Source organism: Maribacter sp. 6B07 (assembly GCF_002700155.1).
GTDB lineage: Bacteria > Bacteroidota > Bacteroidia > Flavobacteriales > Flavobacteriaceae > Maribacter > Maribacter dokdonensis.
The window spans coordinates 905,933-925,799 of record NZ_PDUT01000001.1; the positions used below are offsets into that span (position 1 = coordinate 905,933).

At 37.6% G+C, this 19,867-nt stretch carries 19 protein-coding genes; 5 read left to right on the forward strand and 14 right to left on the reverse strand.

Features of this window, described 5'->3' with window-relative positions:
* Positions 1 to 73 precede the first annotated feature (73 nt).
* Together CSC80_RS03835 and CSC80_RS03840 are read left to right on the forward strand one after the other, a co-directional pair.
* Complete coding sequence (locus CSC80_RS03835; protein ID WP_236973317.1) at positions 74 to 2,410, forward strand: outer membrane beta-barrel family protein; 2,337 nt, start codon at positions 74 to 76, stop codon at positions 2,408 to 2,410.
* Between the two features lie 130 nt (positions 2,411 to 2,540).
* Entirely contained in the window at positions 2,541 to 2,789 is a 249-nt protein-coding gene (locus CSC80_RS03840; RefSeq protein WP_058103995.1) for a hypothetical protein, read from the forward strand.
* Between the two features lie 52 nt (positions 2,790 to 2,841).
* Here CSC80_RS03840 and CSC80_RS03845 read toward each other — a convergent pair whose 3' ends face one another.
* The 4 genes from CSC80_RS03845 to CSC80_RS03860 all read right to left on the reverse strand — a co-directional run bounded on the left by CSC80_RS03845 (position 2,842) and on the right by CSC80_RS03860 (position 6,134).
* Positions 2,842 to 3,123, reverse strand: a complete 282-nt coding sequence (locus CSC80_RS03845; protein ID WP_099189872.1) for a DUF427 domain-containing protein — start codon at positions 3,121 to 3,123, stop codon at positions 2,842 to 2,844.
* A gap of 16 nt (positions 3,124 to 3,139) precedes the next feature.
* Positions 3,140 to 4,345 carry a bifunctional alpha/beta hydrolase/OsmC family protein gene (locus CSC80_RS03850; RefSeq protein ID WP_099189874.1) on the reverse strand — a complete coding sequence of 402 codons (1,206 nt, stop codon included), beginning with the start codon at positions 4,343 to 4,345 and terminating at the stop codon, positions 3,140 to 3,142.
* Between the two features lie 135 nt (positions 4,346 to 4,480).
* On the reverse strand, positions 4,481 to 5,107 hold the full coding sequence (locus tag CSC80_RS03855) for a class I SAM-dependent methyltransferase (RefSeq protein ID WP_099189876.1): 627 nt from the start codon (positions 5,105 to 5,107) through the stop codon (positions 4,481 to 4,483).
* A 115-nt stretch (positions 5,108 to 5,222) separates the two neighbouring features.
* Positions 5,223 to 6,134 carry an NAD(P)/FAD-dependent oxidoreductase gene (locus tag CSC80_RS03860; protein ID WP_099189878.1) on the reverse strand — a complete coding sequence of 304 codons (912 nt, stop codon included), beginning with the start codon at positions 6,132 to 6,134 and terminating at the stop codon, positions 5,223 to 5,225.
* Between the two features lie 120 nt (positions 6,135 to 6,254).
* Here CSC80_RS03860 and CSC80_RS03865 point away from each other — a divergent pair, with 120 nt between their 5' ends.
* Together CSC80_RS03865 and CSC80_RS03870 are read left to right on the forward strand one after the other, a co-directional pair.
* Positions 6,255 to 6,641, forward strand: a complete 387-nt coding sequence (locus tag CSC80_RS03865) for a transcriptional repressor (protein ID WP_074671855.1) — start codon at positions 6,255 to 6,257, stop codon at positions 6,639 to 6,641.
* A gap of 317 nt (positions 6,642 to 6,958) precedes the next feature.
* The gene (locus CSC80_RS03870) at positions 6,959 to 8,185 is read left to right on the forward strand and encodes a site-specific integrase (protein ID WP_099189880.1); all 1,227 of its coding nucleotides are present in this window, start codon (positions 6,959 to 6,961) and stop codon (positions 8,183 to 8,185) included.
* Positions 8,186 to 8,366: 181 nt separating this feature from the next.
* On the opposite strand, the gene CSC80_RS03875 is transcribed toward CSC80_RS03870, so the two are convergent.
* The 10 genes from CSC80_RS03875 to CSC80_RS19805 all read right to left on the reverse strand — a co-directional run bounded on the left by CSC80_RS03875 (position 8,367) and on the right by CSC80_RS19805 (position 19,090).
* Positions 8,367 to 10,331: a heavy metal translocating P-type ATPase gene (locus CSC80_RS03875; RefSeq protein WP_099189881.1), complete on the reverse strand. Its 1,965-nt coding sequence runs from the start codon at positions 10,329 to 10,331 to the stop codon at positions 8,367 to 8,369.
* An 11-nt stretch (positions 10,332 to 10,342) separates the two neighbouring features.
* Positions 10,343 to 10,549: a GDCCVxC domain-containing (seleno)protein gene (locus CSC80_RS19650; protein WP_099189883.1), complete on the reverse strand. Its 207-nt coding sequence runs from the start codon at positions 10,547 to 10,549 to the stop codon at positions 10,343 to 10,345.
* Between the two features lie 5 nt (positions 10,550 to 10,554).
* The gene (gene merTP, locus CSC80_RS03885) at positions 10,555 to 11,142 is read right to left on the reverse strand and encodes a mercuric transport protein MerTP (protein ID WP_099189885.1); all 588 of its coding nucleotides are present in this window, start codon (positions 11,140 to 11,142) and stop codon (positions 10,555 to 10,557) included.
* Positions 11,139 to 11,501 carry a DUF3703 domain-containing protein gene (locus CSC80_RS03890; RefSeq protein ID WP_099189887.1) on the reverse strand — a complete coding sequence of 121 codons (363 nt, stop codon included), beginning with the start codon at positions 11,499 to 11,501 and terminating at the stop codon, positions 11,139 to 11,141. The genes merTP and CSC80_RS03890 overlap by 4 nt, the downstream gene beginning before the upstream one ends.
* A 10-nt stretch (positions 11,502 to 11,511) precedes the next feature.
* Positions 11,512 to 11,868, reverse strand: coding sequence for an STAS/SEC14 domain-containing protein (locus CSC80_RS03895; RefSeq protein WP_099189889.1), 357 nt, complete (start codon positions 11,866 to 11,868; stop codon positions 11,512 to 11,514).
* A 57-nt stretch (positions 11,869 to 11,925) separates the two neighbouring features.
* Positions 11,926 to 12,339 carry a transcriptional repressor gene (locus tag CSC80_RS03900; protein WP_099189891.1) on the reverse strand — a complete coding sequence of 138 codons (414 nt, stop codon included), beginning with the start codon at positions 12,337 to 12,339 and terminating at the stop codon, positions 11,926 to 11,928.
* Positions 12,332 to 12,973: a cation transporter gene (locus CSC80_RS03905; protein WP_099189893.1), complete on the reverse strand. Its 642-nt coding sequence runs from the start codon at positions 12,971 to 12,973 to the stop codon at positions 12,332 to 12,334. The genes CSC80_RS03900 and CSC80_RS03905 overlap by 8 nt, the downstream gene beginning before the upstream one ends.
* A gap of 5 nt (positions 12,974 to 12,978) precedes the next feature.
* Positions 12,979 to 14,205: an efflux RND transporter periplasmic adaptor subunit gene (locus CSC80_RS03910; protein ID WP_099189895.1), complete on the reverse strand. Its 1,227-nt coding sequence runs from the start codon at positions 14,203 to 14,205 to the stop codon at positions 12,979 to 12,981.
* 5 nt (positions 14,206 to 14,210) lie between these two features.
* On the reverse strand, positions 14,211 to 18,656 hold the full coding sequence (locus CSC80_RS03915; RefSeq protein ID WP_099189897.1) for a CusA/CzcA family heavy metal efflux RND transporter: 4,446 nt from the start codon (positions 18,654 to 18,656) through the stop codon (positions 14,211 to 14,213).
* A 125-nt stretch (positions 18,657 to 18,781) separates the two neighbouring features.
* The gene (locus CSC80_RS19805; protein WP_099189899.1) at positions 18,782 to 19,090 is read right to left on the reverse strand and encodes a DUF6660 family protein; all 309 of its coding nucleotides are present in this window, start codon (positions 19,088 to 19,090) and stop codon (positions 18,782 to 18,784) included.
* A 462-nt stretch (positions 19,091 to 19,552) separates the two neighbouring features.
* Between CSC80_RS19805 and CSC80_RS03925 the strand changes: the two genes are divergently transcribed.
* Positions 19,553 to 19,822 (forward strand): helix-turn-helix domain-containing protein, encoded by a 270-nt coding sequence (locus tag CSC80_RS03925; RefSeq protein ID WP_099189901.1) that lies wholly within the window; start codon positions 19,553 to 19,555, stop codon positions 19,820 to 19,822.
* Positions 19,823 to 19,867: the final 45 nt, after the last annotated feature.

Below are 19,867 nucleotides of genomic sequence, written 5' to 3' on the forward strand. Positions count from 1 at the left end.
ACTTTTACGGTTCAACTTATCAACCTTTAACATGTACAAACCAATTTACTACTCATTTATAATATTAGTTTCAATGCTTTTTAGTCAAACAGCATTGGCACAAAATACAATTACGATCACTGGTAAAATTATAGAGACCAATAATGGCGAAGCCATAGAATTTGCCACAGTTTTGGTAGGCGATCCAGTTAACCAAAAGCCAATTGTTGGCACAACTACCCTACAGGATGGCAGTTTTGTTCTTGAAACTACGGCTTCTGATTTTTATATTGAAGTCAGTTTTATAGGGTTTACCACCCAAAGATTTGATAATCCTACTATTACCAATAACAAAATTGAATTAGGCACTGTTTCCATTTCAGAAGATTCACAACAATTAGATGAAGTTGTTGTAGAAGGAGAAATTAGCCAAACCGTATTTAAACTGGACAAACGTGTTTTTAATGTTGGGGCAGACTTAAGCAGTACCGGCGCTAGTGCTTTAGAGGTTTTAAACAACGTCCCATCTGTTAACGTTAATATAGAAGGAGCCGTAAGCTTACGTGGAAGTCAAGGTGTACAAATGTTGATCAACGGTAAACCTTCCGTAATTGCTAATGAGCAAGGGAACGCATTGGGAACCTTAACCGCAGATATGATAGAACGCATTGAGGTAATTACGAACCCATCTGCAAAATATGATGCAGAAGGCACATCGGGCATTATAAACATCGTCTTAAAAAAAGAGGAGAAAAAAGGACTTAACGGTGCGGTTACCCTTAATACAGGTGTACCCAACAACCACAGTTTGGGCCTAAGCCTTAATAGACGAACAGAAAAATTCAATTTATTCAGTCAAGTTGGTTTTGGTCGTAGAACTTTTCCAAGTGATGAGGAAACTGAAAACAGAAATTTAGAAGATGGTACCTACATCAGCAGTTTTGGGGAAAATGACAAAAACGAGACGTTTTTCAATCTCATCTTAGGAACCGATTATCATATAAACGATCTAAACGTCATTACCCTTTCAGGAAATTTTGCCTATGAATGGGAGAAAGAAAATGCAGATGCCATTTTTAGCACATTTGATGCAAGCAACTCGTTGACCGATGCTTTTAGAAGACAAGAATTAACCGAAGCAACTAATCCAAAATACTCGTATGAACTTCAATACAAAAAAGACTTTGAAGGTAATGAAGAACAATCTCTACTATTAAGCGCTACCGGAAATCTGTTTGCGAAAGATCAGACCAGTAATTTCACGAATACTACAACTTTTGGTAATGAAGATGACATGCTTCAAAAAAGTAGAACAGATTTTAGCCAGGCAGAATACACGTTTAAAGCAGATTATACACATCCTTGGTCAGAAAAATTTACATTGGAAACCGGTGCACAATATCAAATTAATGATGTAGAAAACGATTTTGCCATAAGTAATTATGACGGTACAAACTTTATAGAAGACCCTAACCTGACCAATATTTTTGAGTGGACCCAAAAGGTATTGGGCATTTATGGCACTACAGCTTACGAAGGCGATAAATGGGGCCTTAAAGTAGGGCTTCGCTTTGAAGATACCGATGTTGCCACACTATTGAGAAACACCAACGTTGCCAATGACAACAAGTATAACAACTTATTTCCTAGTGGGCACACTTCTTATAAGATCAATGATGACCTTTCATTACAAGCAGGGTATTCTAAACGTATATTTAGACCACGACTATGGGATCTGAATCCGTTTTTTAATATTAGGAATAACTTTAGTATCAGTACCGGTAATGCCGATTTACAAGCTGAATTCACGGACAGTTTTGAGGTAACCAGTATCTATAAAATTGGTAAAATGTCTATGAACCTGGGCGTGTTTTACAGACATACCGAAGATGTTGTGGAACGGATCGTAGAATTTGAGGACAATGTAAGTATATCCAGACCAGAAAATGTGGGCACAAGCAACACTACCGGTATTGAATTCAATGCTAAATACATACCTGCAAACTGGGTGTCGTTTACAAATGATTTTAATTATAGCCACTTTGCCCGTGAAGGGGATTTTGAAGGAAGCTCATTTGATTTTACAGGAGACCAATGGTCTACGCGACTTACAGGTAAATTTAAATTACCTGCAGATATTGACATTGAACTTATAGGTAATTACCGATCAAATTATAGAACCTTGCAACAAGAAGTATCTGAAAATTTATTTATGGATTTTGGGGCAAGAAAAAAGATTTTAAAAGGTAAAGCTATTGTAAACTTGAGTGTACGTGATGTATTTGCGTCGCGTATAAGTGAAAGTATAACCACACAACCTACCTACTACCTAAGAGATTATAGTAAGCGCGGAAGATTTATTACATTGGGTATTAGTTTTGGTTTCGGTAAAGGAGAGGCTATGGAGTTTTCCGGACAAAAACATTTTTGAGTTAAAATATATAAAACACATGTTCAGCTATTTTTAAATAATCTAAATACATACTACTGAACTACAGCTATTTAAATTGCTTCTAAACGTATGTGAATGTAAATTTATTAGGAACTTAAAATAGAAGATTATGTCGATAAGATTTGGAAATAGTTGTGTTAATTGTGATAATTTGGTTGAAGGCAACACGTGTAAAGTGCATGGCGTAAAAGTAGGAAATAGTTATACGTGTGATAGTTTTGAAATGAAAGCAGCCTTAAAAGATGAGACTAATTGTGTAACCTGTGTAAAGTTTGAATCTAGCGATTGCGCTAACCCACAAAAAGCAGCTCCAGGTATGTCATGCAGTCACTGGGCACCACAGAATGCCACAGCATAGATAACAATACAAGCTTAAAACAAAAGGACCGGTTATTCCGGTCCTTTTTATTTCACTTTACTTCTACCCCTTTCCAAAAAGCGATATACCCTTTAATACCTTTTGCCAATTCTGATACTTCTGGATAATACCATGCGGCATCTTTGTTGACATCACCATCAACCTCTATATCATAGTAAGATGCTACTCCTTTCCAGGGGCAACTTGTATGTGTATCCGTAGTTTTAAAATATTCTTTTTTAATTGCTGAAGGTGGAAAGTAATGGTTGCCTTCAACCTGTACCGTAGCATCACTTTCTGCAATTACCGTATTATTCCATATAGCTTTTACCATATTATTTTAGTTTGTTTTATTTAAGTTTTGTTATTATAACCGATGTTGCGGACAAGGTTTTATGTACAGGACATTTATCTGCAATTTCCATTAACCTATTCTTTTGACTATCGTCTAAATCACCGAACAATTCTATACTTCGTTTAAAAGTATCGATCTTTTTAATAGTCGAGGTATTTTGAGAATCAGGAGCATGTTCTTTACCGTGATCAACATGTACTATAACCTTTTGTAAGTCCCACTTTTTTCTTGAAGCATACATTCTCAACGTCATGGCCGTACAAGCACCTAATCCTGAAGAAACATAATCATAAGGGGAAGGACCAAAGTCATTACCGCCAAAATCCTTTGGCTCATCTGCGATCAACAAATGATTACCGGCCACTATTTCAGAGGTGAAACCCTCATTACCAATACTTACTGCCACCTGGTGAGATGTTTTTAAAGGTGTTCTTTTAGGAATATCCAAATACCGCTCTGCCCAACCCGCAATAACATTACCTACATAGGTAGAATCTACACTATCCATTAAAAGATGATCAGCCTTATCAATAGAAATAAAGCTCTTTGGATGATGTGCATATTGGTACAATTCTTTTGCATTTTCAATCCCTACAATGGTATCTTGAGGAGAATGCAGCACCAAATACGGTTTTCTTAAATTCTTTAGGACCTCTTTCATGGGTTTAGATTCAATATCATCTATAAAATCCTTTTTAATGGTAAAATCGCGTCCTCCGATATTCACTTTTGCCTTACCTGTTGCATTTATTTCATCTACATTGGACTTAAATAAATGTTGTACATGAGCTGGTGAAGATGGCGCCCCAATGGTAGAAACTGCAGCAACGGAATCTAATTCAGACGCAGCAAATATTACGGCAGCACCACCTAAAGAATGACCAATTAATAAAGATGGAGCTTTATAATGCTGCTCTAAATATTTCGCAGCCTCAATAAGATCGGACACATTAGAGGAAAAGTTGGTCTCTTCAAATTCCCCTTCGCTCTCTCCAAGTCCGGTAAAATCAAATCTTAGCACGGCAATACCTTTACTCACCAATGCCCTTGATATATTACGAACCGCAGAAAAGTTCTTATTACAAGTAAAACAATGCGCAAAAATAGCATAGCTATGAGGTTCTTGGTTATCAGGTCTTTCTAGACGTGCCGCTAATTTTTTTCCTTGAGAATTAATAAAAGATACTTTTTCAAAACCCATAACTATTGTTTTAATTACAATTCAACCAATATTAAAGTATTAGAGGTGAATTCAACCAAAAACTTACAACACCTACTATACTTCTAAACCATATGATCTACACAAACCTACTCATAGTTATTATGAACCAACAGTTTATTTGGTACAGGTAATCATCCATAAACGTTGATTTAAAGCATTTTTCATACTCTTTACAGGCTCAATAATTTCTCTTAAATCACTTATACCGTAATCACTAAATTCCTCGTGAATAGAAGCGGTGTCATGAAAATATAATTCAATATGATGTTTGGATAAATAATGGTTTTTGGAAATCTTGGTTCCTTTACCAAATTGATGATCATTAGTAGACAACGTAACAAAAACCATAGAACCACCTATATTAAGCTGGTTATAACAATTTCTAATTAAGTTACTTCTTTGTACACTATTTAAAAGGTGCAATAACGAGTAGCAAAAAATACCATCATACAACTTTTGATCAAATGGCATATCGGTTACATTACCATTATAAATTTTGAATTTATCAGGCACCAAATTAGATGCAATAGCTATAGCTGTAGCCGAAATTTCTATTCCTGTAACATTCATTACCATAGCAATAAAGGGCAAGGCATTTCTACCATAACCACAGCCGGGTATTAAAATTTCATCGTAGCCTTTAACCTTAAAACTATTGGCTACCATAACCGCGGCATCGGCTGGTTCCTTTCCCCACATGACAGTGTTTATCTTAAAACTAAGCTCCCAAAAATCATCCATAACAATCAGTTTTTAAGGCATACTTTATTACAGAAAAATGACTTTGTTCACCACTAACCTTAATTATGACCTCACACATATTTTATTGAACGTTAGCAATAGCCTGTAATAGCAATTATTTAAATTGCTCATTGGCCAAATCTGCATTGACCTTGGCACCGGTAAAGTTTCCGGTATTAACTGCGTTTGCAACAGACCGGAACATATTTGAATTATCTCCACAGGCATAAACACCTTTTATAGAAGTTTCTTGGGAAGGGGTAACATCAATATACCCGTCATCAGTAAAGGTACACCCTAGTTCTTGAGGTATTTGCGAATGCTGTTCAAATGGTAACGATGCGTATAGAGCTACAAAAGAATGTTTTTCTCCATTGCTAAAACCTATACTTTTCAAATTACCCAAATCATGTTCAATTGAAGTAATATCAGCAACTATGAACTTAACTTGATTATTCTTTAATATTTGAATTTCATCTTCTTTTAAATTGGTCATATTTTTTATGATCAATGTTAGGTTACCAGTAAGATTCTTGATCAATGGAGCCAAATGTAAAGCTCTAGGTATACTGGCGTAAATAGCCGTTTTTTTACCTTTATTTTCAAAACCATGGCAATAAGGACAATGAATGATAGAGATACCCCAACAATCAGAAAAACCCGGTATATCTGGCATAATATCTTTTATGCCGCTACTAAATATCAATTTATGGGCATTGAAAACTTTACCAGATAACGTCGTAATATTAAAACCTGATTCAGTTTTTTTGGCTCTAAGGGCAAAATCTTCAATGAACTCAACCGTATCATAGTTAAGCACTTGATCTTTTGCCAGTTCATTAATACGGCTTGGTTCTACACCGTCTTGTGTAATAAAATTATGTGAGTGTGGTGTTTGCCTATTGCAGGGCTTACCACCATCAATAATTAATACGCTTCTCAATGACCTCCCTAAGGACATTGCAGCAGATAAACCTGCATAACTACCTCCAATAATAATAACATCAAAAATTTTACTATCTACCATATAAGTGTATTTTGAATATTGATTTAATACAAAACATTTTCATTAATGCGATTATGTCGCTTTAATACAAGGCAAATGTAATGAAATTTTAGTATATTGCAACACAGTCGCATTAAAACTATGAAGAGAAGAAAAACACCATCTAAAACTGAAATTTTGCAAGTACTTAAATCTTCGGGGAACGCCTTGAGTCATGATATGATACAAGCCAATATTGAATCTGATATTGATAGAGCTACCATTTATAGAGTTCTAAACAGATTCTGTGAAGACGGTAAAGTACACAAAATTGTTGGCGACGATGGTAAACAATACTTTGCCCTGTGTTCCAATTGTGGAGAAGAAAAGCAACTACATTCTCACAACCACATGCATTTTAGATGTTTAGAATGTGGAAAAGTGGAATGTTTAGAACGAGATATATCTGTACCATTGCCTGATGGTTATGTGGCAAAAGTCCACAATCTAATTATATCTGGGTTTTGCAATAATTGCTCACAAATATAATCTCTTGTTGTAGAAACCTGATAGAATTCAACTGATGAAGTATCAGAAAGAAAACACTCAAAGTATCCATAAAAAAAGCCTCTCAGTTTCCTGAAAGACTTTAGTTGTACAGGCGGAGAGACTCGAACTCTCACACCTCGCGGCACTAGATCCTAAGTTCAGCTTTTTTGTAAATCAAATCACATCAAAACAATACAAATTACTGATATCTAGTCACTTAAAATTTTATTTATACTCATTTGAATCGATATGAAACCATAAAATGTGTTACCCATGTGTTACCCCGAATGTTTATCTTTATAAAAAATTGGTAAGATATGGCAACCTTAAAAACAGTTTTACACACCAAAACCGACACAAAAGGAAACAAAGATTATAGACTTGCTCTGCGGCTCACTGTAAATCGAAAACGAAGTTATTATCATTTGGGGCAAAAGGTAGACCCGAAATTTTGGGATGAACAAGCAGGAAAAGTAAAATCTACCCATTCCCGGCATAAGCAGTTGAATAGGTTAATAAGAAAGAAATATGATGAGATTGAAGATATCATTTTTGAAATGGAAGCTTCAAAACAGACTTATTCCGCAAAACAGATAATAGACTCAATAAGGAAAAACACTAAAAGGTTGTCCTTTTTCGAACTTGCCAATGAACATGTTGAAGATTTAGTCAAAGCAAATAATCATAACAGAGCAATTTCCGATAGAAGTAAAATAAACAGAATAAAAGAATTCGCTAAAAAACGCAACTTAGAGTTTGAAGAAATTGACGAAAATTTATTGAAAAAATTAAAAATTTATCTCCGTACAACCGCCAGACTATCCGAACGATCCGTTATGAATATTTTCGTCATGATTCGATTACTATATAATAAGGCCATCAGCAGAAAAATAGTAGATAGAAAGTTTTACCCTTTCGGGAAGGACAAAATAAAAATCAAATACCCCCAGACTATTAAAATAGGTCTTGATGAAACCGAAATTCTTAAAATTGAAGAACTTGACTTGGACCCAAGAACATCCGTGTGGCATACTAGAAATGTATTCTTGTTTTCATTCTATCTTGCGGGAATTCGGATTTCAGACGTTTTAAGGATGAGATGGTCCGATATTGTGGGAGACAGATTGTATTACAAGATGAGTAAAAATGACAAAGCTGATTCCTTAAAGCTCCCAACGCCCGTAATTACTATTTTATCATATTATCGAAAAGATAAAAAAACCAAATCCGATTATATTTTTCCAGAACTCAAGACCATACCCAATAAAGATTCAAAAGCTATCTATTCGAGAATTAAAACCTCAATTAAAAGACTAAATTCAAATCTAACTATTATTGCGGACCTTGCCGGAATCGACAAAAAAATCACCAATCATATTGCCCGTCATAGTTTTGGAAATATAGCCGGTGATAAAGTTTCTCCACAAATGCTTCAGAAATTATATCGACATACTCATCTAAGCACCACTATAGGTTATCAAGGCAACTTCATTCATAAGAACGCTGATGAAGCTTTAAACGCAATAATTAATTTTTCTAAATAATCATGGAATTGTAAATATCTAAAACGAGGTAATTTTTTCTGTCCCGTAAAAGGTTAATTAAGAGAACTACTAAAAAAAGACCACAATTTAGACCTTTAATTACCAAGCACTAAAGAGTAGGCAAACTGTCCTATATATTGGCAGTTTTACAAGACGAGCTAAAAATACTTCATGACTCTAATTACCCCCACTTCATGCGCTGCAATCGTATCGCATTCAATATAGCCAAAAACGCCACACCCACATCAGCAAAAACAGCTTCCCACATTGTCGCTAATCCACCTGCACCGAGAATGAGGACTATGACCTTGACACCAAATGCAAGCGCAATATTTTGCCAGACAATTCGTCGCGTTGAACGACCAATTTTAATCGCTCTTGCAATCTTGCTCGGTTGGTCGGTCTGTATGATAACATCTGCGGTTTCAATCGCCACATCGCTACCAAGACCACCCATCGCGATTCCTACATCACTAGCCGCAAGTACAGGCGCATCATTAATACCATCACCTATAAAAGCCACCTTAGTATCTGGTTGCTGTTTTAATTTTTCCACCTCATTGAGTTTGTCTTCTGGTAGCATTCCACCTTTTGCCCAGTCGATGCCTAATTCTTTTGCTACTTCTTGAGTGATAGAATCCTTATCTCCAGACAGCATAATGATCTTATCGATTCCTGCTGCTCTTATTTCTTTGATCGCTTGATGCGCATCGTCTTTCAATTCATCGGCAATTGTTACATAACCTGCAAATGCGCCATCAATGCCTACCATCACTATAGACTCAACAATGTTGTCTGTTTCTGCTGGTACCTCTATCTGATGTGCTGTCATCAATGCTTTGTTCCCAACTAAGACTGTTTTTCCATTTACACTACCTTTCAAACCTTTACCTGCGATTTCCGAAACGTCTGTAGCATTATAATCTGCTCCTTCAGCTTTATATTCCATAATGGCTATTGCTATTGGATGCGTGGATTGCTCTTCCATTGCCATTAGGTATTTCATAAATTCTGCTTTCGCGAAAGCGGAACCAGTAACAATTTCCTTAATCTTAAACACTGCTTTAGTGACCGTTCCCGTCTTATCCATCACTACGGTATTAACTTGAGTCATTGCATCGAGAAAGGACGCACCCTTAAAAAGAATACCATTACGTGAAGCAGCTCCCAAACCACCGAAATAACCTAGCGGTATCGAGATAACCAAAGCACAAGGACACGAAATCACGAGGAATATCAATGCACGATATAACCAATCTCTAAACACATAATCATCTACAAAAAAGTAAGGAAGAAACGTCAGGCCGATGGCAAGGAATACAACGATAGGCGTATAAATCCGCGCAAATTTTCTAATGAACAATTCCGTTTTTGATTTTCTAGCAGTTGCGTTTTGCACCATATCGAGAATACGTGCAATGGAACTGTCCTTAAATTCTTTTGTTGTTTCAACTTCAATAACTCCATCGACATTAATACTTCCAGCAAAAACACTATCGCCTTTAGCAATTGTATCAGGCTTGCTTTCACCTGTCAAGGCCGCAGTATTAAAAGATCCCTTTTCAGAAAGCAGAATACCATCTAGTGGGACTTTTTCGCCCACACGCACTTGTATCTTTTCGCCAATTTCAACTGTCTCGGGATTTACTGAAACATAATCGCCATCACGATAAACTAATGCCTCATTTGGTCTTACATCGAGTAGGGCTTTTATATTTCCTTTTGCACGGTTAACAGCCGCATTCTGGAAGAGTTCGCCCACAGCATAAAACAGCATTACGGCTACCCCTTCTGGATATTCTCCAATCGCAAATGCACCCAAGGTGGCAATGGACATTAAGAAAAATTCTGTAAAGACGTCTCCACGCATAATACTTTTCCAACCTTCTTTAATAACTGGAAAACCTACAGGTAAATAAGCAATGGTGTACCAAACAATCCGTACCCAACCTTTAAAGGCTGGAATGGCATCAAAACAATCAACAGCTATGCCTAGAATAAGCATTACAAAGCTTACTATCGCAGGGATGTACGTTTTAAATGCACTTCCATCTCCGTGATCGTGATTGTGACCATCATCGTGAGAATGTTCGCCTTGATGTTCTTTTGGGTCTATGTCACGTAAGTTTACTTTTTTCTTTTTCATCTAATTTTGTGTTAGCAACAACTTTTGTTTTGTTGAATTGGTGGACAAGGAACGGTTCCGTATGAGCAATACACGCAGCAATCTCCTTCCTTTGGTTTGAGAACTATTTTACAATCCTTACATTCATAAAAGAACTGACAGGCATTTATTGGCATATTTTCTTCTTTTTTATAACCACAGGCTGGGCAAGTGATTTCCGATTTTAATATGGTTTGCATCAATTTTATTTTTTATCAGTTACTTTATAACCTGTAGCATTAATTGCTTTCTCAATTTCCGTTTCGTTCGTTTTAGTTTTATCATACTCAATAATTGCGTTAGCATTTTCGTATGATGTTTTTGAATTTACAATTCCGTTGAGTTTATTTACTTCGTGGTTTACGTGTGCTTCACAACTGGCACAGGTCATACCGCTTATTTTATACTCTATTGTTTTGATATTTGAGTTATTAACTATTATGATTTGTTTTTCGGTTTTTGGATATAACATACTTGAGTAGTATGGGAAAGCCAACATCACAATTGCAAATGCCGTTACAATACCTAAAAAGGTTTTTGAATACATAAATTTTGGTTTTTCATCCGTTTCACATTCGCAGTCTATTTCTTTTTCTGGTTTCAATTTTTGATACCAAGCAAACAGAAGAACTAATATTGTTAGCCCTATTAAGTAAGGTCTAAATGGTTCTATCCAAGAAAAAGTTGAAGCTACACCACTTGTTCCTGCAATTAATGCCAAAACAGGTGTGATGCAACACAATGAAGCTGTAATTGCTGTTAGGATACTTGTAACCGCTAATTTATTTTTCATTCTATATCTAATAATTTTTCAATATCATTTGGAATAGGCATACGTTTTAATGGTGGTACGTTTGCACCACCTGTATTACCAAGTGGAACGTGATTTATAAATGATTTCCAACCACCGACAAGTAAGCGAACAACTTGACCTAATACTTCTTTTACATTTTTTTGTCTGAATCCAAATTTGAGCATAAGCCAATGTGAATAGGTATGCTCAAAAGGATAGGATTGACCAATTATGTGTGAGCGCTCAAGATGATTCCAAGCTTGAAATAAATCTCCTTTAAGCAATGACAACCGGTAAAACTGTAATTCGTTATCATAATATTCTTTAAAGCCTTTTGGTATTTTAGTGTTGAATTTCATTTATCGCTAATTAAGAGATAATCCAAGTCTTTGCCAGTTCCTTATTTTCTAAATCAAAATATTTCACTTCCGAGCTTGTAAAAAAATCGGTTGCCTTTGCAGCCCATTCCTGCCATTTCTTTTCGCCCACAAACGCCATTTTTCCATAATCTGAAATATGAGCCCTGTCCACTTTTAAGTCTTCCCAAAAACCTTTTAGTGTATAACCGTCAAAATCTTCCAATATAAAATAGAAATCAACCTTGCTGTTCTGCTTCAAGATTTCGTGAATTTCTGAATGGATTTTTTCAACTTCATCTTTTGAAATTTTACCGCTGATTTTCGCTGAAATTAAATTGACTTTCTCTGAATTTAATAGCTGTATCATTTTTTACATTTTAATTCTTACAATTTAGTGAAATAGTTGCGCAACTGTTGTGCAATGTCAACTACTGCACTTTTCACAAACACCTGTCACAACAAGATTTACATCTTCGGCTACGTAGCCATCTGGAAGGTTGATGTGTGGTATTTTATGTTCTGTCAAGCAAACAGTTTCATCACAATTACTGCAATGAAAATGCAAGTGTAAATCTTGATCTATCTCGCAATTGCAACCTGGCTCACAAAGTGCGTACTTAGTGATTCCGGTACCATCTTCTATTTGGTGTACAATACCGTTCTCTTCAAAAGTTTTTAATGTTCTAAAGATGGTAGATCGTTCCGCTTTCGCGAAAGCGGTCTCTATATCAAGCAAACCCAGTGCAATCTTTTGTTGAGCCAGATATTTATAGATCAAAATGCGCATTGCGGTAGGACGCACCTTATGATCGCTCAATGTTTTTTCTATTTCAGTCATTTTTCGCGATGTTATAATTGATGTTTCTGGCTTTGTTGTAGGCTTCCCAGCCTTCTTTTGCCGCATAGGGCACGATAAGCAATGCTGCCACAGGGTCTGCCCACCACCAGCCTAGCCAATTGACCAATATCAGTCCTATAAGAACGACCACGGTTTGGTATAGACAAATAAAGGTGTCTTTAGCATCGGCCATTAAAGCTGGACTGTCCAGTTTCTTTCCATATTTTCTTTTGAAATATATTAGAATTGGATTTACAGCGAGGGAAACCAATAATATAATAAGTCCCAAAGTGCTCCAGTTTGCAGTTTCTTGATTTATAAGCTTTGTAATGGAGTCATACGAAATGAAAACACAGATGAGCGTAAATGAAATTGCTTTTATGTTTAACGTGATTTTTTGTCTTCGTTTTACTTTTTCTTCATCAATACCTTTAATCTCGCCGTGTAGTCGCCAGCCTAATGTTCCCGCACTTACGACTTCAATTGTGCTGTCCAATCCCCAACCAATCAATGCCGAACTATTGGCCGTAAATCCTGCTATAAGCGAGATCACTACTTCAATAACATCATAAATAACATTCCAAATCTGTAGTGTCCTGGCTTCTTTTAAATTTTGTTTTCTTGCTTCTTTCATATCTTTTAATGTTCGTGTTCAGTTTCTCTCTTTTTCATTTCTCCCATCAGGTAATAGGCATTGTTGAATGCAAAACGTGTGTTAGGATCTGGGGTTTCAAAAAAGCGTATGGCTATCCAGTCGCCATCTTTCTCGCCTGTTGTAACCTCTACTGGTTTAAAACTCCAAGCATCGCCTTCCCTTTGCGCTGTAAATACATAATTCTTTCCAGCTTCTGTAACTATGGCACTTTCAGGTAGTGCAGTAGTCTGTTGGTTATCAACTTCAATTTTACCTTTTATATACATACCAGGGATAAGACCACCTCCTTTATTCTCAATTTCAGCGTGTACGTGAACCGCTTTTGGATTTTGCTCAAAAGTTTGACTAACCGAATAAATTTCGGCTTCCAACTCTTTTCCTGGCCTCGATTGAATACTGAAACGTACTTTTTGGCCTTTCTTCACTTTGTCCACATCTTTTTCAAAAACCATTAAATCTGCGTGCACGTGGTCTGTATCTACTATTTGCATTAAGTTGGTCTGTGGCTCCACATATTGCCCAGTCTTTATAAATACTTTTTCTACGACACCTGCTATGGGACTGCGCAATGCCACACGCTGATAGATAGTACCATTGCGCACACCACTCGTATTGATGTTGTACTGTCGCAACTGCGCTTCAAGCCCTTTTACCATTGCGGTAGATGACTGATAGTCTGCCGTTGCTTTTTGGAAATTCATTCCTGATGCTACACCAGCTTCATAAAGTCTTTTTTGACGTTCATATTCCTGTTTCAGAAATTTACTATTGCTGTAAGCGTTCAAATAATCTGATTGAATCTGGATGATGCTGGGATGTGATAAATAAGCCACCGCTTGATTCTTTTTGACTTCGTCTCCTTCTATAACCTCTATGGATGCCACATTTGCTCCTGCAAGCGCGGTAATATTTGCTTCGTTTTGCGGTGGTACTTCCAGCGTACCGTTTGCTTCTACATAACCACTCATATTGCGTTGCGCGAGCGTGTCAATTTCCATTTGTAAGGCATCAAACTGCTGTGCCGTGAGCATTACTTCTTGAGCTTCGCCTTCGTTAAGGTTTTCTTGACCGGTCTCACCCTCAGAATTGTTTTCTTCTGTATCAGAATGGGTGGCTTCATCGTGGCCATCTTCAGATTTTGTGTCGCCACAGCTGAGTAATGTCAATGCAAAAAACATTGCGGTAATCGGTATATATTTTATCGTTTTCATCTTTTTTAGTTTTTGAAATATTGTAAATCAAACAGGGCTTCTAAATATTTATCAAGTGCATCCAGCGCGTCCATTTCGGTCTGTATGGCACCACGTATTATTTGCGTGAATGCTGCATAATCCAGCGCTCCTTCTTTGTATGCCAGCAATGCACCTTTGCGCTGGTCTATGGCAAGTGGCAAAGCTTCGGTTTTATAGAAAAACCAGGTATCCCGCCATCGTGCATAATTTTGTTGTGCCTGTATGAATTGCGATTGTAGCTCACGCTGTTTAAAGGCTGCATTGGTTTCTGCAATCTGTGCATCGAGTTTAGCAGCCTTTGCACGACTACGGACAGGTCCAGAAAACAGTGGTATGGAAATCCCAGCTTGATAGGTATAAAAACCACTATCGCCATTGACACGTTGCAGGCCACCTTGCAGATTAAACTGGGGCAGTAAATTTGCCCTTGCTGCGTCATAGCTTGCTTGTGCTTCGTCTATACGCTTTCGCGAAAGCGATAACTCGGGATGATCATTCAATGTATTATTAGACTCTAAAATTGAAATTTCACTAGCTCCCAATTCATCATAAACGCCGTACATCGCATCTGGTGTCAACCAAAGGTTGAGCTTTTGCAAGGCGATGAAATAGTCTGTTTCTGCCTGCTGAAACTTATTGTTAATTTGTAGTGCTTGATTGCGCGCAGCAGCATATTCCAGTCTTGAAATGGCTTCCACTTCATAATTGAGTTCTACAGATTGTGCAAACTGATCATAAATGCTGTCCAGTTCTCGGTACAAAACAAACTTCTTCTTTGCCTGAAAAGCTTCTGACCAGGCCTTTTTGACTTCCCGTTCTATCTGGATTTCCGAAAGGTCAAGAGCTATTTCGGCTAACTGGATGCGTTGTTGTTGCAAACGTTTTTTAGCACCTATTCCCAGTAGATAAATATTTTGTTGACCGATACCTATCAAGGTATAAATACCCTGACCATCGGCCACTTCTTCGCCACCCGTAAAGATCTGTGTACTACCGAAGTCGTAGGCATGGCCCGTGAGTGCATTCTGTCTTTCGATTTCGAGTTGGCTTGCTTTGAGTACAGGATAATTTTCTTTGGCAATTTCTACAGCTCGTGATAATGTGATGGGCGTGATGCTGTCCTTAGCAATGAGATCTTGCACAGGTGCTTGTGATTGTTGCGCTCTCCCTTCGACTGCGCTCTGGGCAGGCGCGAAAGCGGTGCCACCTAACATAAAACCAACTATCAAAATCGTAGTCAAGCCTTGCGGATTAAACGAACCAATCTTATTCTGCTCTTTGCGCTCGCGTCTCTTTTCTATAAAGGTATATAGTACGGGAAGCACGACCAACGTGAGCAGCGTAGCTGTAAGCATTCCACCGATAACTACCGTAGCGAGCGGCTGTTGGACTTCTGCACCGGCCGATGTGGAAAATGCCATAGGTAAAAAGCCGAAAATATCTGTGGTGGCCGTGAGCATAATGGGACGAATACGTTCTTTAGTCCCTTGAAAAATTCGATCCTTTATGCTTATCACACCTTCTTCTTTTAAGGAGTTAAATCGATTAATAAGTACCAGCCCGTTAAGAACCGCGACACCAAATAGCACAATAAATCCTACACCTGCCGAAATACTAAATGGCATATCCCTCAACCATAGAGCAAACACACCACCAATGGCCGCCAAGGGAATCGCTATGTAAATCATTAGCGATTGTGAAAAGGATTTTAGGGCAAAGTACAGCAGTATAAATATTAAAAACAGGGCGATGGGCACAACGATTATCAAACGATCCTTTGCGCTTTGTAGATTTTCAAACTCGCCACCATAGGTAATATAATAGCCTGATGGCAAGTCCAGTTCTTCATCTAATTTTTGCTGAATATCTTTTACTACAGACTCCACATCCCTGCCTCTTGCATTTACACCTACGTAGGTTCTTCTATACGTATTGTCACGTGAAATTTGCATAGGTCCAGGGACGTATTCAATTTCGGCTATTTCGATAATGGGTATCTGATTGCCATCCTTAAGATCGATATACATATTGCGTAGGTCATCGATACTTTTTCTATGGCTTTCATCAAATCGTACCACGAGATCAAATCGTTTCTCGCCTTCAAAAATTACTCCTGCGGTTCCGCCAGCGAATGCGGTACTTATATAATCATTTACTTTTTGAATATCCAGTCCATATTGCGCCATTTTATCACGCTTATATTTTACGGTCATCTGTGGTAATCCAGCAGTTCGTTCTGCACTCACATCACCAGCACCAGGAACGGTCTGTATAATCGCTGCCATTTCCTGTACTTTTTCTGATAACACATCTAAATCTTCGCCATACAGCTTTACAGCAATATCTTCTCTTACGCCTTCTAACAGCTCGTTAAATCTCAATTCAACCGGTTGGGTAAAAACTAAATTTACACCCACGAGTTCATCATCCAGTTTATCTCTTATAGCATCTATCAAACCTTCTTTAGTAGAAGCTGTTGTCCACTCGTCCATATCCTTGTTTAGGATGATGTACATATCTGCAATATCCATAGGCATAGGATCTGTAGGAATATCTGCAACACCTATACGAGCAGTTACCGTCTTGATTTCAGGGAAACTTTCTAATAGGATAGTTTCTATTTTCTTGGAAACTTTAATAGATTCGGATAATGAACTTCCTGGTCTAATGAGCGCTTGCATTGCTAGATCTCCTTCATCAAGCTGGGGCACAAATTCTCCACCCATATTAGAAAAGATAAAACCAGCAATAAGAAGTAATACGGCAGCAGCTGATAAAACAATAAGTTTTAGTTTAAGGGCTCCCTTTAATAATGGCATATATGCACTATGAATAGCACCTATAATTTTATCGCTTATTTTTTCGAGCCAGCGCTCAAACCTGCCGAACCAGTTTTTGGTATTTTGTACTGGTTTCATAAAAAGCGCTGCCATCATAGGCACATACGTAAGACACAAGATGATGGCACCTATCATTGCAAACCCAAATGTGTATGCCATTGGTTTAAACATTTTACCTTCTACACCAGTAAGAAAAAGTATAGGAGTAAAAACGATGAGGATAATTATCTGTCCAAAAAAAGCGGAACCCATCATCGTGCTTCCTGCATCATAAGCTACTTTATCCATCACGCCTTGATTGAATTTTAGCTTGCCAGACCTAATTCGTTTTTGGATCTCATAAACCGTTCCTTCTATAATAATTACCGCACCATCTATGATAATCCCAAAATCAATAGCTCCCAAGCTCATTAAGTTTGCCCATACATTAAACTGCTTCATTAAGATAAAAGCAAAAAGTAAGGACAATGGTATGGTCGTGGCTGTTATAATTCCACCTCTTAAACTACCCAACAATAGGACAAGTGCAAAAATCACGATTAAGGCACCTTCCAGTAAATTAGTTTTAACCGTATCTGTAGTTCTGGCAATTAGTTCACTACGATCAATTATAGGGGCGATAGTTAAACCTTCTGGCAGGGATTTTTCAATTTCTGCCATACGATCCTTTACATTTTGAATAACTGCATTAGGATTAGAACCCTTGAGCATCATTATCATACCACCAACAGCTTCTTTACCGTCTTGTGTAAATGCACCATAACGTACTTGACTCCCAAAATGGACACGCGTTGCCACATCTCCAATAGTTATTGGAATGTTGCCCTCGTTAGTAATCGAGATATTCATGATGTCATCCAAAGAGCGAATTAGACCTTCGCCTCTTATGAAGTTTGACATTTTATTTTTCTCTATATAAGCGCCACCTGTATTGACGTTGTTCATAGCAAGAGCCTCGTACATTTGTGAAATGCTGATGCCCATACTATTTAGCTTCTCTGGGTCGACAGCAACTTCGTACTGTTTAATACTACCGCCATAAGAGTTAACTTCTACCACACCTTCCAGTAAAGTAAGTTGGCGTTTGATAACCCAGTCCTGCACGGTACGCAGTTCCATAGGCGAATACTTGTTTTCAAAACCTTTCTCTGGTTGAATTGTGTATTCATAAATTTGACCTAATCCTGTAGAAATAGGACCCATCGAAGGACTTCCAAATTTTTCAGGGATGGATTCGCCTAGTTCGTTTAGTTTTTCCCCTACCAGCTGTCGAGGAAGATAGGTTCCCATATGGTCTTCAAAAACGATGGTTACTACAGAAAGTCCGAAACGTGAGATAGATCTTATTTCGGTAACGCCAGGTAAATTACCCATAGATAATTCTACTGGATAGGTCACGAACTGCTCGATATCCTCCGTTCCCAAATTGGGCGATTGTGTGATGACTTGCACTTGATTATTGGTAATATCTGGCACAGACCCAAGATTTACCATTGCCATTGACCAGATACCGACACCTATAAGAGTCAATGTAAACAGACCGATTATAAATTTGTTATTGATTGAAAAATCAATGATTTTGTTAATCATAGATAAGGATGTTAATTCAGTTGAAATTCTTGTTGAGCACATTGAATAAAAAGCAATGCACAATGTTGACGAATCCAATAGATGGACACGTCAAAACAGGATATAGCTATCCTATGAAAACTGGATTATGCCCGAGGTGGCTGTAAAAGGGAAAGTGAAATATCCTTGCCCAAACTATCGAAGTGGATAAAATTTTCTAGCGAAACGATAGGCTCGATGGGTTCAAAAATAGCCAAACGGAAATCGATGGTATGTGAATGACAGCATTGGCACTGGCAGAATGGGGAACACAGTTCACAGTCTTGTCCGTGTTCGCCATCGAAATCCATTACAGAAACGACCTGTGTGCCTTCATCAACACTGCTGGCATCGCTACAAGGCACGAAATTGAGTGCCAGAAAGTAGATGGATAATATAATCGCAAAAAATTTCACCTTGCAAAGGTAAAAGAATTATAGTGCAATTGTGTTGCAAAGAATGGCTTTGAGCGTAGTTTTTTAAAAGGAACGATTTTCAAGACAATATTTTTACAAAAAAATATTTAGCTTCCTGCTAAAGCCATAAAATTAGAAACACCAAACACGAAAGTTTGTTTTTTTCAAGCCCCTATTTTCTTAACGCTTCAATTTCAATTGTTGATAACTCCAAAATCCCTCCGTTTTAGAAAAACGCAAATGGTACCAATTGAATCGTTTTGAAATCAAATTTTATTCACTAAATGATATTTGGTTTTATTTATACCGATTTATCACAAGTAATTGTATATCATATAATTGTGTATAAAATTAGTCGATGAGCCTTACCTTTTAACCTCCTTCTTTTTACCTTTATACCACGAATTCTCTAAAAGAAAACAAAAGCGCTTTTGTTCATTTTTTAATCTAAAAAGAAACAAAATGGACAATTTTTTGATACTCGAACGGCTCGACCGTTTGGAAAGGCTATTGATCGCGAACAAAGAGGTACTGACCTTTGAGGAAACCTGTGACTATACGGGAATATCCAGAAGCTATCTGTACAAACTGACGGCTGCGGGGCATATCCCGCACTCCAAGCCCAACGGGAAACTGATCTTTTTCGAAAGGAAGAAAATCGTCGATTGGCTGCTCCAGAACGAACGCAGACCCGTTCCCGAAATCGGAACTATAATGGAACCAATTCGTTAGGTAATACCAATCCTGGATCTTTATCAATTTATAGCACGCCTTGGG

Bases quoted from the DNA above. Each gene is read 5' to 3' on its own strand.
- CSC80_RS03850 (WP_099189874.1), bottom strand. From the start codon at position 4,345: ATGGGTTTTGAAAAAGTATCTTTTATTAATTCTCAAGGAAAAAAATTA.
- merTP (WP_099189885.1), bottom strand. From the start codon at position 11,142: ATGAAAAATAAATTAGCGGTTACAAGTATCCTAACAGCAATTACAGCT.
- CSC80_RS03840 (WP_058103995.1), top strand. From the start codon at position 2,541: ATGTCGATAAGATTTGGAAATAGTTGTGTTAATTGTGATAATTTGGTT.
- CSC80_RS03900 (WP_099189891.1), bottom strand. From the start codon at position 12,339: ATGACTGAAATAGAAAAAACATTGAGCGATCATAAGGTGCGTCCTACC.
- CSC80_RS03925 (WP_099189901.1), top strand. From the start codon at position 19,553: ATGGACAATTTTTTGATACTCGAACGGCTCGACCGTTTGGAAAGGCTA.
- CSC80_RS03890 (WP_099189887.1), bottom strand. From the start codon at position 11,501: ATGAAATTCAACACTAAAATACCAAAAGGCTTTAAAGAATATTATGAT.
- CSC80_RS03905 (WP_099189893.1), bottom strand. From the start codon at position 12,973: ATGAAAGAAGCAAGAAAACAAAATTTAAAAGAAGCCAGGACACTACAG.
- CSC80_RS03865 (WP_074671855.1), top strand. From the start codon at position 6,255: ATGAAGAGAAGAAAAACACCATCTAAAACTGAAATTTTGCAAGTACTT.
- CSC80_RS19650 (WP_099189883.1), bottom strand. From the start codon at position 10,549: ATGCAAACCATATTAAAATCGGAAATCACTTGCCCAGCCTGTGGTTAT.
- CSC80_RS03915 (WP_099189897.1), bottom strand. From the start codon at position 18,656: ATGATTAACAAAATCATTGATTTTTCAATCAATAACAAATTTATAATC.
- CSC80_RS03860 (WP_099189878.1), bottom strand. From the start codon at position 6,134: ATGGTAGATAGTAAAATTTTTGATGTTATTATTATTGGAGGTAGTTAT.
- CSC80_RS03910 (WP_099189895.1), bottom strand. From the start codon at position 14,205: ATGAAAACGATAAAATATATACCGATTACCGCAATGTTTTTTGCATTG.
- CSC80_RS03895 (WP_099189889.1), bottom strand. From the start codon at position 11,868: ATGATACAGCTATTAAATTCAGAGAAAGTCAATTTAATTTCAGCGAAA.
- CSC80_RS03855 (WP_099189876.1), bottom strand. From the start codon at position 5,107: ATGGATGATTTTTGGGAGCTTAGTTTTAAGATAAACACTGTCATGTGG.
- CSC80_RS03845 (WP_099189872.1), bottom strand. From the start codon at position 3,123: ATGGTAAAAGCTATATGGAATAATACGGTAATTGCAGAAAGTGATGCT.
- CSC80_RS03875 (WP_099189881.1), bottom strand. From the start codon at position 10,331: ATGAAAAAGAAAAAAGTAAACTTACGTGACATAGACCCAAAAGAACAT.
- CSC80_RS03835 (WP_236973317.1), top strand. From the start codon at position 74: ATGCTTTTTAGTCAAACAGCATTGGCACAAAATACAATTACGATCACT.
- CSC80_RS03870 (WP_099189880.1), top strand. From the start codon at position 6,959: ATGGCAACCTTAAAAACAGTTTTACACACCAAAACCGACACAAAAGGA.